Source organism: Actinacidiphila acidipaludis, assembly GCF_019890725.1.
Taxonomy (GTDB): Bacteria; Actinomycetota; Actinomycetes; order Streptomycetales; family Streptomycetaceae; genus Actinacidiphila; species Actinacidiphila acidipaludis.
On the sequence record NZ_JAINZZ010000020.1, the window covers coordinates 24,273 to 36,805 of the forward strand.

General features: G+C 71.7%; 11 protein-coding genes and 1 pseudogene. All 12 read left to right on the forward strand.

Features of this window, described 5'->3' with window-relative positions; translation table 11 throughout:
* Position 1: 1 nt before the first annotated feature.
* Positions 2 to 823, forward strand: coding sequence for a tRNA (guanosine(37)-N1)-methyltransferase TrmD (trmD, locus tag K7862_RS17675; protein ID WP_222963654.1), 822 nt, complete (start codon positions 2 to 4; stop codon positions 821 to 823).
* 131 nt (positions 824 to 954) lie between these two features.
* Entirely contained in the window at positions 955 to 1,305 is a 351-nt protein-coding gene (gene rplS / locus K7862_RS17680; protein ID WP_222963589.1) for a 50S ribosomal protein L19, read from the forward strand.
* A gap of 45 nt (positions 1,306 to 1,350) precedes the next feature.
* Positions 1,351 to 2,148: a signal peptidase I gene (lepB, locus tag K7862_RS17685; protein WP_222963590.1), complete on the forward strand. Its 798-nt coding sequence runs from the start codon at positions 1,351 to 1,353 to the stop codon at positions 2,146 to 2,148.
* Positions 2,141 to 3,310 carry a signal peptidase I gene (gene lepB / locus K7862_RS17690; protein WP_222963591.1) on the forward strand — a complete coding sequence of 390 codons (1,170 nt, stop codon included), beginning with the start codon at positions 2,141 to 2,143 and terminating at the stop codon, positions 3,308 to 3,310. Before lepB (K7862_RS17685) ends, lepB (K7862_RS17690) begins: the two co-directional genes overlap by 8 nt.
* Before the next feature lie 229 nt (positions 3,311 to 3,539).
* Positions 3,540 to 4,409 (forward strand): signal peptidase I, encoded by an 870-nt coding sequence (lepB, locus tag K7862_RS17695; RefSeq protein ID WP_222963655.1) that lies wholly within the window; start codon positions 3,540 to 3,542, stop codon positions 4,407 to 4,409.
* A gap of 34 nt (positions 4,410 to 4,443) precedes the next feature.
* The gene (lepB, locus tag K7862_RS17700; RefSeq protein ID WP_222963592.1) at positions 4,444 to 5,184 is read left to right on the forward strand and encodes a signal peptidase I; all 741 of its coding nucleotides are present in this window, start codon (positions 4,444 to 4,446) and stop codon (positions 5,182 to 5,184) included.
* A gap of 100 nt (positions 5,185 to 5,284) precedes the next feature.
* Positions 5,285 to 5,611, forward strand: a complete 327-nt coding sequence (locus K7862_RS17705) for a DUF2469 domain-containing protein (protein ID WP_136723187.1) — start codon at positions 5,285 to 5,287, stop codon at positions 5,609 to 5,611.
* 198 nt (positions 5,612 to 5,809) lie between these two features.
* Complete coding sequence (locus K7862_RS17710; protein ID WP_222963593.1) at positions 5,810 to 6,172, forward strand: YraN family protein; 363 nt, start codon at positions 5,810 to 5,812, stop codon at positions 6,170 to 6,172.
* Positions 6,172 to 7,797, forward strand: a complete 1,626-nt coding sequence (locus tag K7862_RS17715; RefSeq protein ID WP_222963594.1) for a YifB family Mg chelatase-like AAA ATPase — start codon at positions 6,172 to 6,174, stop codon at positions 7,795 to 7,797. Before K7862_RS17710 ends, K7862_RS17715 begins: the two co-directional genes overlap by 1 nt.
* Positions 7,798 to 8,006: 209 nt before the next feature.
* A pseudogene (locus K7862_RS17720) lies at positions 8,007 to 8,711 on the forward strand (DNA-processing protein DprA); the annotation flags it as partial.
* Between the two features lie 59 nt (positions 8,712 to 8,770).
* Complete coding sequence (locus K7862_RS17725; RefSeq protein WP_262413342.1) at positions 8,771 to 9,967, forward strand: tyrosine-type recombinase/integrase; 1,197 nt, start codon at positions 8,771 to 8,773, stop codon at positions 9,965 to 9,967.
* Positions 9,960 to 12,443: a tyrosine-type recombinase/integrase gene (locus tag K7862_RS17730; protein WP_308012043.1), complete on the forward strand. Its 2,484-nt coding sequence runs from the start codon at positions 9,960 to 9,962 to the stop codon at positions 12,441 to 12,443. Before K7862_RS17725 ends, K7862_RS17730 begins: the two co-directional genes overlap by 8 nt.
* The last annotated feature ends 90 nt before the right edge of the window (positions 12,444 to 12,533 follow it).

Genomic DNA, 12,533 nt, shown 5'->3' on the forward strand with positions numbered 1-12,533 from the left:
CATGCGGATCGACGTCGTCACCATCTTCCCCGAGTACCTCGAACCGCTGAACGTCTCGCTCGTCGGCAAGGCCCGCGCCGCCGGGCGGCTCGACGTCCGCGTGCACGACCTCCGCGGCTGGGCGCACGACCGCCACAACACCGTCGACGACACCCCGTACGGCGGCGGCCCCGGCATGGTCATGATGACCGGCCCCTGGGGCGAGGCCCTCGACGACGTCCTCGCCGACGGCTACGAGACCGGCGCCGCCCGCCCGGCCCTCGTCGTGCCCACGCCCAGCGGCCGGCCCTTCACCCAGGCGCTCGCCGTCGAGCTCGCGGCATCCCCCTGGCTGATCTTCGCCCCCGCCCGGTACGAGGGCATCGACACGCGGGTGACCGCCGAGTACGCCACCCGGCTGCCCGTCCACGAGGTGTCCATCGGCGACTACGTGCTGGCCGGCGGCGAGGCCGCCGTCCTGGTCATCACCGAGGCCGTCGCGCGGCTGCTGCCGGGCGTCCTGGGCAACGCCCAGTCGCACGCCGACGACTCCTTCGCCCCCGGCCCGATGGCCGACCTGCTGGAGGGCCCGGTCTACACCAAGCCCCCGCAGTGGCGCGGCCGCGGCATCCCCGACGTGCTGCTCAGCGGCCACCACGGGAAGATCGCCCGCTGGCGCCGCGACGAGGCGCTGCGCCGCACCACCGCCCACCGCCCCGACCTGATCCGCCGCGCCGACCCGGCCGCCTTCGACAAGAAGGACCGCGAGATGCTCAGCATCCTCGGCTGGCAGCCCGGCCCCGACGGCCGATTTGGGCGCAACCCCGACGCCGTGGAAGAATGAGCGGCTGCTGCCCGTCCGGCGTGCGCCCCTGCCACAGGGGGAACGACGTCCACCGGGTCCCCGGCGGCATCCCCGACGAATGACGACGTTCCGTCGATGACCTGTGGCATCGGCGAGGAAGCAGAAACACCATGACCAACCTGATCGAGGGCGTCAACAGCGCCTCCCTGCGCACCGACGTCCCGGCGTTCCGCCCCGGCGACACCGTCAACGTCCACGTGCGCGTCATCGAGGGCAACCGCTCCCGTGTGCAGCAGTTCAAGGGCGTCGTCATCCGCCGCCAGGGCGCGGGCGTCAGCGAGACCTTCACGGTCCGCAAGGTCAGCTTCTCCGTCGGTGTGGAGCGCACCTTCCCGGTGCACACCCCGATCGTGGAGAAGATCGAGGTCGTGACCCGCGGTGACGTCCGTCGCGCCAAGCTGTACTACCTGCGCGACCTGCGCGGCAAGGCCGCGAAGATCAAGGAGAAGCGCGAGAACTGAGCGCTTGACCTGTCCTTGGCGCGGGCCGGATAAGCTTCCGCCGCGATGGACAGCGAAGCAGTGGCACCGGGACGCGACCGTTCCCTCCCCGCCGACGAGGCGGATCCGGAGGAGCGGTCGCGTTCCGTCGTCCGGTGGCCCCGCGCCGCGCGCTGGTGGTCGGAGTGGCGGCGCACCCTGCTGCTCGCCGTCGGCTGCACCCTCGCGCTGCTGCTGGTCAGCCGTTTCGTGGTGGAGCCCTTCGAGGTCCCGAGCGGTTCCATGGAGAACACGCTGCGGGTCGGCGACCGGGTGCTCGTCAACAAGCTCGCCTACCGGTTCGGCGGCACGCCGCACCGCGGCGACGTCATCGTCTTCGACGGCGAGGACTCGTTCTCCACGACCGGCGGCACGGACTATGTGAAACGCGTCATCGGCGTCGGCGGCGACCGGGTCACCTGCTGCGACAGGCAGGGGCGCATCCTGGTCAACGGTCACCCGATCGACGAGCCCTATCTGCACCCCGGTGACCAGCCCTCCCGGGTACCGTTCGACATCGAGGTCCCGGAGGGAAGGCTGTGGGTGATGGGTGACCACCGCGACGACTCCCGCGACTCCCGCGACCACCTCGGCGACCCCGGCGGCGGCACCGTGCCCGTCGGCAAGGTGATCGGCCGCGCCGACTGGATCGGCTGGCCCGTCGGCCACTGGACCCGGCTGCACCGCCCCGCGACGTTCTCCGGCGTCCCCGCACCGGCGGCCGCGGCGCCCGAACCCCCCGCCGTGCCCGGGACGACCGCCGTGGCCACCGCCACACCCGTGACCACCGCCGCGCCCGAGCCCTCGGCCGGACGGCATGGGTAACCGCGGCAAGCCGCGCTACGGGCACCACAAGGCCCCAGTGCCCGAGCCCGCGGACGGCCCCACCGACGCCTCCGCCGCGCCGCCGCTGCGCACCGGCACCAGTCGGGTGGAGCGCCGCAAGCTGGCCCGCAAGGTGCGCCGCAAGCGCCGCCGCTCGCTGGCGCGGGAAGTGCCGCTGCTGGTCATGGTGGCGCTGCTGATCGCGCTGGTGCTCAAGACCTTCCTGCTCCAGGCGTTCGTGATCCCCTCGGGGTCGATGGAGCAGACCATCAAGATCGGCGACCGCGTGCTGGTCGACAAGTTCACCCCGTGGTTCGGCGCCGAGCCGCACCGCGGCGACGTCGTGGTCTTCAAGGACCCCGGCGGCTGGCTCAGCGGCGAGCCCGCGCCCAAGCCCGACCCGGTGGTCGTCAAACAGGTGAAGGAGTTCTTCACCTTCATCGGACTGCTGCCCGCCTCCGGTGAGCAGGATCTGATCAAGCGGGTCATCGGCGTGGGCGGCGACACGGTCGCCTGCTGCGACAAGGACGGCCGCATCACCGTCAACGGCACGCCGCTGAGTGAGCCGTACGTGTACGACGGGAATCCGCCGTCGATGATGAAGTTCTCCATCGTCGTCCCGCCCGGGCACCTGTGGGTGATGGGGGACCACCGCTCCGACTCGGCCGACTCGCGATACCACACCGACCAGCCCGGAGGCGGCACGATCTCGGAGGACCTGGTGGTCGGCCGGGCCTTCGTGATCGCCTGGCCGGTCGGCCACTGGCGCCGGCTCCAGGAGCCAGGGACGTACGCCTCGGTCCCGGGCCCGGGCGCGGCAAGCACGACGGCCACAGGTACGCCCACTAGGGTGGGCTCGGCCAACAATGGTCAAAGGACGAACCAGCTGCCGACTCCTGCGGAACTCCCGATCGTTATCGGGGTGGTGGGCCTGCGCCGAATTCGGGGCAGGCGGAAGTCTGGAGTGAGGAGTGGATGTGGGGGACCTGGTGGTCGGCGCGCGGTCTGGATCCGGCGAGCCCGAGAAGGAGGAAGCCAAGGTGCCCCCGGTCGACAACGCGGATTCCGACGGCGGCGTCCCCGGTCCCGGCGGGGAGGCCGCGCACGGCGCGACCCCCGGTTACGGTGCCGGACCCGGTCACGGCGGCGCCCCCCGCTATGACGCCCCGCAGGACAGCGGCTACGCGTCCGGCAACGGCGCCCCGCAGGCCGGTGGCTACGGACCCGGGGACGGCTACGCTGCCGGTAACGGTTTCCCGTCCGGCAACGGCCTGGCGGCGGGCAACGCCTTCGCCCAGGGCGGCGGCGTGGCCCAGGGCGACGGGACGGCCCAGGGCAACGGCCTGGGCGGCCAGCACGGGCTGACGCACGAGCCGGCGCCCGGCCTCGCCATGGCCGGCGCCCACCGCGCGGGGGCCGGCGGCCCCGCCGACCCTCCCCAGGGCGACGGGGGCGACGACGGCGACGGACCCACGCCCGACTCCGGCAGCAAGCAGCGCTCGTTCTGGAAGGAACTCCCGCTGCTCATCGGCATCGCCCTGGTGCTGGCGCTGCTGATCAAGACGTTCCTGGTCCAGGCGTTCTCCATCCCGTCCGACTCCATGCAGGACACCCTGCAGCGCGGCGACCGCGTGCTGGTGGACAAGCTGACGCCCTGGTTCGGCTCCACGCCGAGCCGCGGCGAGGTCGTCGTCTTCCACGACCCGGGCGGCTGGCTGCCGGAGAACCCGCCGGCCAGCAGCAACCCGGTGGTCCGCGGCATCCAGAAGGGCCTCAGCTTCATCGGCCTGATGCCCTCGGCGGACGAGAAGGACCTGATCAAGCGGGTCATCGGCGTCGGCGGCGACGAGGTCTCCTGCAAGGGCAGCGGCCCGGTCATGGTCAACGGCAAGCCGCTGAACGAGCCGTACGTGTACCCGGGTAACACGGCGTGCACCCCGGGGATGCCGTTCGACGTCAAGGTGCCCAAGGGCCACATCTGGGTGATGGGCGACCACCGCCAGGACTCGCTGGACTCGCGCTTCCACATGACGCAGGCCGGCCACGGCTTCGTCCCCGACAGCGACGTCGTCGGCCGCGCCATCGTGATCGCCTGGCCGATCAACCGCTGGGACTGGCTGTCCATCCCCTCCACGTTCTCCCAGCCGGGGATCAACGCGCTCAACACGGGCGTGCCGGCGGCCGCCGGAGTGGCGGGCGCCCTGCCGCTGGTGCTGGTGCGCAGGAGGCGGCTGTTGCGGAACTCGTCCACCGAGGGCTGACCGCGGCTCGTACCGCCCGGTAGGGTTCCGGTCCATGAGCGCCACGACGACCAGCGGCACCGCCGCGATACGCAGGGACCGCGCAGGCCGGCCAGGACGCATGGTGTCCGGGCTGGCCGTCGCCCTCGGCTGCGTGCTCTTCCTCGGCGGGTTCGCCTGGGCAGCGGTGGAGTACCGCCCCTACACCGTGCCGACCGCCTCCATGCAGCCCACCGTCGACCCCGGCGACAAGGTGCTGGCCCAGAAGGTGTCCGGCTCCGAGGTGCACCGCGGCGACGTGGTGGTCTTCCGGGACAAGCTGTGGGGCAACTCGCCGCTGGTCAAGCGGGTCGTCGCGGTCGGCGGCGACGTCGTGGCCTGCTGCGACAAGCAGGGCCGGATGACCGTGAACGGCAAGCCGGTCGACGAGACGTATGTGCGCGGCGGAGGCCCGGCGTCACTCGACTCGTTCCACACGACCGTCCCCAAGGGCGAGCTGTTCATGCTGGGCGACAACCGCTCGGTCTCCGAGGACTCCCGCCTCCATCTGGACGACGCCGAGGGCGGCGCCGTCCCCGCCTCCGACGTCAAGGGCCGGGTCGACGCGCTGGCCTGGCCGGCCGGCCGGATGGGCATGCTGCCGACGACGGCCGCGTTCGACGCGCTGCCCGGCGGCGGCCGGTCCCCGCAGGGGCCGCTGCCCTGGATCGTGCTGATGGTGATCGCGGGCGCGGTGCTCATCCTGGGCGGCGCGGCGTACGAGCCGGTGGCGAAGCTGGTGACGCGGCGCAGATGACCGGGTGACCCGGCGGAGGTGACCCGCGTCGAACTTCGCCTCCCACATGAGACGGTGTGACGCACAATGGGGGGCACGTACGGCTGAAGGGGAACATGCCATGAGCGCCGAGGACCTCGAAAAATACGAGACCGAGATGGAGCTGAAGCTCTACCGGGAGTACCGCGACGTCGTCGGCCTTTTCAAGTACGTGATCGAGACCGAGCGGCGCTTCTACCTCACCAACGACTACGAGATGCAGGTGCACTCGGTGCAGGGTGAGGTCTTCTTCGAAGTCTCCATGGCCGACGCCTGGGTGTGGGACATGTACCGGCCGGCCCGCTTCGTCAAGCAGGTCCGCGTGCTCACCTTCAAGGACGTGAACATCGAGGAGCTGAACAAGGCGGACCTCGACCTCCCCTCGGACAACTCCGGCTTCAACGGCTGAGCCGCGGGGGTCGCCCGGGGCCGCCGGGCCTCCCCGGGCCTCCCCGGGCCTCTCGCAGGCTGCCTCGGGTTCCCTCGGGCTTCCCCGGGCTCGTTTCCCGGGTTATCCACAGGCCGACGTTCAAGATCATCGCGGGGCGGAATCCCTCTGTCACAGTGAACTCACGGTACTTCACCGTGAGTGACGGAGGTGGCTCGGATGAACGCGCGAGGCGCGCTGGGGCGGTACGGCGAGGACGTGGCCGCCCGGATGCTGCAGGAGTCGGGGCTCGACGTCCTGGCCAGGAACTGGCGGTGCGGGCGGCGCGGGGAGATCGACATCCTCGCGACCGACGGGGACGCCCTGGTGGTGTGCGAGGTCAAGACGCGCCGTGAGGGCGGCTTCCAGCCGCCCATGGCCGCCGTGACACCCGCCAAGCTCGCCCGACTGCGCTCGCTCGCCGAGCGCTGGACCGCGGAACACGGCGGAGCGCCGCCGGGCGGGATCCGCATCGACCTGGTCGGGGTGACGCTGCCCGCCCGCGGGGCGGCACGCGTCGAGCACGCCCGGGGGGTGGCGTGATGGGCTTCGCCCGCACCTGCTCGGTCGCGCTGGTCGGCGTCGAAGGCGTCGTGGTCGAGGTCCAGGCCGACCTGGAACCCGGCGTCGCCGCCTTCGCCCTGGTCGGCCTGCCCGACAAGAGCCTCACCGAGAGCCGGGACCGGGTGCGCGCCGCCATCGTGAACAGCGGCGAGACCTGGCCGCAGAAGAAGCTCACCGTCGGCCTCAGCCCGGCCTCCGTGCCCAAGGGCGGCTCGGGCTTCGACCTGGCGGTGGCCTGCGCGGTGCTGGCGGCGAACGACCGCATCGCCCCCGCCTCCATCGCCGACCTGATGATGATCGGCGAACTCGGCCTGGACGGTCGGGTCCGGCCGGTCCGGGGCGTCCTGCCGGCGGTGCTCGCCGCCGCCGACGCCGGATACCGGCAGGTGGTGGTGCCCGAACGGACCACCGCGGAGGCCGCGCTGGTCCCCGGGGTGTCCGTGCTCGGCGTCCGCTCCCTGCGGCAGCTCATCGCCGTCCTCAACGAGGAACCCGTCCCGGAGGAGGACGGGCACGGCCTCGACCTGGAGGGCCGGCCCGATCCGATGCTGGCCGGGCTCACCGTGCCCGGCGGCACCGGGGACGGCCTGGTGAGCAGCCTGGGCGGCGGCACGGCCGCAGCCGAACGCCGGGACCTCGCCGACGTCGCCGGGCAGCCGGCCGCCCGGCTCGCCCTGGAGGTCGCCGCGGCCGGCGGACACCACCTCTACCTCAAGGGGCCGCCCGGCGCCGGCAAGACGATGCTGGCCGAGCGCCTCCCCGGGATCCTCCCGCCGCTCAGCCGGCAGGAGTCCCTGGAGGTCACGGCGGTCCACTCGGTGGCCGGCATCCTTCCGCCCGGCCGCCCGCTGGTCGACACACCGCCCTACTGCGCTCCCCACCACTCGGCCACCATGCCGTCCCTGGTCGGCGGCGGAAGCGGCCTTCCCCGGCCCGGAGCGGTGTCCCTGGCCCACCGCGGGGTGCTCTTCCTGGACGAGGCTCCGGAATTCAGCGTCCGCTCGCTGGACGCCCTGCGGCAGCCGCTGGAGTCGGGGCACATCGTGGTCGCGCGGACCGCCGGGGTGATGCGGCTGCCCGCCCGGTTCATGCTGGTGCTGGCCGCCAACCCCTGCCCCTGCGGGCGCTACTCGCTGCTCGGCGGCTGCGACTGCTCGCCGAACGCGGTGCGCCGCTACCAGGCCCGGCTGTCCGGCCCGCTGCTCGACCGGGTCGATCTGCGGGTCGAGGTCGACACGGTCAGCCGGAGCGAACTCATCGGCCACGGCCGCGGCGAGTCCAGCGCGCAGGTCGCGGCCCGCGTGCAGGAGGCGCGCGCCCGGGCCGCCGCCCGCTACCGGGACACCCCCTGGCGGATGAACAGCGAGGTCCCCGGCCACGAGATCCGCACCCGCTGGCACGCCGCCCCCGGCGCCCTGCACGCCGCCGAGCGCGACATGGAACGCGGTCTGCTCACCGCCCGCGGCCTGGACCGTGTCCTGCGCGTCTCCTGGACCCTCGCCGACCTCGCCGCCCACCCCAGGCCCGACGCCGGCGACGTCCTCAAGGCCCTCCAGCTCCGCAGCGGCTTCAACCGCGGCGCGGCCCTGGCGAGCACGGCGTGAGCCCCCGGCAGGAGGCGTCCGGGCCCCGGCCGGGGCCCGAGGAAGCCTCGGAGAGCGCGCAGGGAGCGGGGCCAGGGCTCTGGGCCGGGGCCGTGCCCGGGCAGTCGCCCGGGGCCGTGCCGTACGCCGGGCCGGGCGACGGACCCGCGCAGGTGCCGGGCCCGCCACCGAACCGGCTCGGGCCGGGAGCGGCGGCTGTGGAGGAGGAGCTGCGGCGCTACTACGCACGGGGCGGGGCCGCCGGGCGGGACGGCCTGGACGCGACCGCCGGATGGCAGGAGCGGCTCGCCCGGGTGGCCCTGACCAGGGTCGCCGAGCCGGGAGACCCGGTGATGGGGCGGGCGGTGCGCGAACTGGGCGCGGAGGAGGCACTGCGGGCCGCGCGGACCGGCAGGAAGTTCCTGGGGGCCGGCCCGCGCCGCACCGAGGGCTATCTGCTGCGGGCGCCGCGCGCCGACCCGGTCGGTGACCTGGCGGCGGCCCTGCGGGTGGGCGGCCGTTTCGTCTGCCCGGGCGACGGCGACTGGCCAGGCCAGCTGGACGACCTCGGCGACGAACGCCCCTACGGGCTGTGGGTCCGCGGTGATGCCTCGCTGCGGATGTGGGCGCTGCGCTCCGTCGCGGTGGTCGGCGCCCGGGCCTGCACCGACTACGGCGTCCACATGGCCGCCCTGCTCGGGTCGGGCCTGGCGGCGGCCGGCTGGGTGGTGGTCTCCGGGGCCGCCTACGGAGTCGACGGCGCGGCCCACCGGGCCGCGCTGGCGGCGGGCGGAGCCACCATCGGCGTGGTGGCCGGCGGGGTCGACGTGGCGTATCCGCGCGGCAACGCCGACCTCATCGGGCGGATCGCCGAACACGGTCTGCTGATCGGGGAGTTGCCGCCCGGCGATCATCCGACCCGCAGCCGGTGTGTTAACTGCACCAAGCATCTCCGATCGTGGAGGAGATGATCTACGCCTGCGAGGGATTTCAGTTGCAAGACTTGCGCCACCAGCTGATCGAGGGCCTGACCGACGTGCCGCGTATCGGTTCGGTCGTCGAGCTGGAGCACGTACCCGGGCACGCCGTTCTCGCCCCGGATGGGACTCACGTTGCCCCCGTCGTTTCGTACCTCCGGAACTTGATCCTGGACGACAACAGGCCCCTGACCGCGAAGAGCTACGCGTACGACCTCCTGCGGTGGTACCGGCTGCTGTGGTTCCTCGACGTCCCTTGGGACCGGGCGACCGAGGCAGAAGCGTCCGCGCTCGTGGGCTGGCTCCGCGTCGCCCCGAACCCACAGCGGCGCCGCCGGAACCCGAACGCTCCGCAGCCTGGCTCGGTCAACCCACGCACCGGCAAGCCATACCTCAAACCCGGGTACGCCCCCAGCACGATCAACCACTGCCTGACCGTGGTCTGCAGCTTCTACGCCTACCACCGGTACTACAACCGCGGCCCGCTGGTCAATCCGGTCCCTGAATCGCGCACCATGCGCCGAGCCCTGGCCCATAGGGCACCGGACAGCGAGGTGCCAGAGCTTCGCCGGGCCCGGCTGCGGCAGCGGGTCCGCCGGGGCGACCCCCGTTCGATCCCCGACGCGATGTGGGACGAGTTCTTCGAGGCTATGACGTGCGACCGCGACCGGGCCGCCACCCTGCTCTACGTCTCCAGCGGCTCCCGCGCGAGCGAACTGCTCGGCGTCACCCCCGGCGACATTGACTGGCCCAAGCAGCTCATCTGGGTGGTCACCAAGGGCACCGACGACCGCGAGCAGGTGCCGGCCAGCCCGCAGGCCCTGACCGTCCTGGCCGCCTACCTCGACCACATCGGACTGCCGCCCGCCGGCGAACCGATCCTTCGCGCACGGCGAGGACCAGACCGGCCGCTGACCTACTGGGCGATGCGGCGGGTCATCCAGCGGGCGAACGAGAAGCTCGGCACCAACTGGACCCTTCATGACCTGCGGCACACTGCCGCGACCAGGATGGCGAACGACCCCAATCTCACACTCGCCGAGGTCCGCGCGATCATGCGGCACACCGACTTGGCCACCACCGGCCGCTACCTGAACGCCCGGGTCGAGGACCTCTTCGACGCCCTGCAGGCCCACTACAACCGGCCGCGCGTCCAGCGCACGTTCACCGCCGGCTACGACCCCGAGGACATCAAGGCGGTGTTCGGTGCCTAGCCGCACGACGGTCGAGACCTACACGGTCCGCAACCGGCGCCAGCGCTACGACAAGACGCCCAGGCCGAAGGACCCCACGCGGTTCACCAGAGCCGCAGTGAAGGCAGCCCCGGCGCCACGGCCCGCGAAGCCTCCGGCACCGTTCGGGGACCTGTCGAGGGCCAGCGTCAACGACCTGTGTGATCTCGCCGCCGACATGCTGCCCGCCCAGACCCGATCCGCGGTCGAAAAGCGCAGGGCCGGAATCCGGATGCTCTTCGGCCACCTGGAAACACAGCCGGGGGAGACCTGGCAGGAACGCTGGGAGGCCAGCGGCTTCAACGAGGAGAACGCGCCCGCGATCAACGTCCTCGCGCGGCCCGGGGTCGGCTACGACAGCAGCAACATGCTCTCAGCGCTGAAGATGGCCTTCGCCGCGCGCATCATCCAGCCCAGCCTCCCGGGATTCAGGGCGAACAAGTTCTCCGACTACCCCGAGCCGTTCCGCAAGGTTCAACGGGACGTCCGGCTGGACGAGTTCTTCAAGACGGCGGACGCCCAGCAGCAGCTCAGCGTGGTTCACCGGCAGCGCGCGAAGTTCGACATCGCCTGCGCCCTCACCACGCAGGGCATCGCCTTGGACCACCTGACCCCGTCCGCCCTGCTGCACTACTCCCTGGAGAACAAGCGGCTGGGTCTCACCCACGGCGCAAACAAGGACACCACCCGTTTCGCGGCGCTGGGCGCCTGGGAGATCCTGCACAAGATGGGGCATTTCCCACCCGGGACGGCCCCGACCCTCCGGACCTACATCTACGACGGTCAGCGGACCGTCGAGGAACTGGTCGACCGCTACAGCATCACCAACGCCGGTGTCCGGCAACTGCTGATTGACTACCTGACCAGGCGGAAGGCGGACACCGACTACATCACCCTGGAAGGACTGGCCCGGAACCTGACCAGCCTGTTCTGGTCTGTCATCGAGGAACTCAACCCCCAGCAGGAGGACCTGCACCTCAGCCAGGAGCTCTACGACCAATGGAGGGCCGAGCTGCGCTACTGGAGGAAGGACGGCAAGGCCGACCGGACCCGGTTCCGCAAGGACGACGCCGCCATCTTGCTGGCCGTCCGCGGCCTCTACGTCGATCTGCACAGCTGGGCCATCGCAGAGCCGGAGCGCTGGGCACAGTGGGTGGCTCCCTGCCCCATCCTGCCCCGCGACCTTAAGGGGTTCGGCAAGCGCCGGCGCGAAGTGAACCGTCGGATGGCCGACCGCACCCGCGTCCGCCAGCCTCTGTTGCCGGTCCTTGCCCGCCACGTCGAGGACCGCCACGAGCACCTCGCCGGCCTCCTGGAGGCGGCCCGTCCGGTCCCGCTGGGTCAGCCGTTCGAGCACCAGGGGCGCCCCTACACCCGCACCGACTCCCGCGAGGACCGCAGGCGGGCCAACATCCTCACCGAGCCGTCCGTCCGCGTCATCGACGACGACACGGGCGAGATGATCAACGTGACCATGGCGGAGGACGCAGCGTTCTGGGAGTGGGTGGCAATCGAGGTTCTACGGCACAGCGGCATCCGCGTCGAGGAACTCGTGGAGCTGACCCACCTCAGCATCCGCCAATACGAACGGCCCAGCGGCGAGGTGATCGCCCTCTTGGTCGTCGCACCCTCGAAGAGCGAACGCGAGCGTGTCATCCCCATGTCCGCCGAGCTCTTCCACGCCGTCGCGCAGATCATCCGGCGACAAACCCGAAACGGTCAGGCCGTTCCACTCCTCAGCCGCTACGACGGACACGAAAAGAACTGGTCAGAGCCCATGCCCTTCCTGTTCCAGCGGCAACTCGGCTCCGCCCGCAACGTCATGGCACCCGGCACGGTTCTGAGCATGCTCGCCCGCAGCTGCGAGGAGATCGCCGAATACAACCTGGACTTCGCCGGCACCAAGTTCACCCCGCACGACTTCCGCCGGCTGTTCGCCACCGAGATCGTCAACAGCGGCCTGCCGATCCACATCGGCGCCGCCCTGCTCGGACACCTGAACCTTCAGACCACGCAGGGCTACGTCGCCGTCTTCGCCGAGGACATCGTGCAGCACTACCAGGAGTTCCTGAACCACCGCCGAACCCTGCGACCCGAACACGAGTACCCGGAGGTCACGGCGCAGGAGTGGGCCGAGTTCGAAGAGCACTTCGACAAGCGCAAGGTCGAGCTCGGCAGCTGCGCTCGACCCTACGGATCACCCTGCCAGCATGAGCACGCGTGCATCCGATGCCCGATGCTCCAGATCAATCCCAAGATGCTGCCGCGGCTCGCCGAGATCGAGAAAGACCTGCTCCTCCGCCGCAAACGAGCAGAGGACGAGCAGTGGCTCGGCGAGGTCGAAGGCATCGACCTGACCCTGACCTTCGTCCGCACCAAACAGGCCGACGCAGCACGGCTCACACGTCGTGCCCCCGTCACCCTCGGAATCCCGACCACCCGCCCGCAATCCGACTGACAGCCGCAATCGGCTCCCCGCCCGACGAGCAGGTGCCCGCAGGCCCGGCACGAACGGGGATGGTCCTGACGACCGCCGTCGCCAGGACCA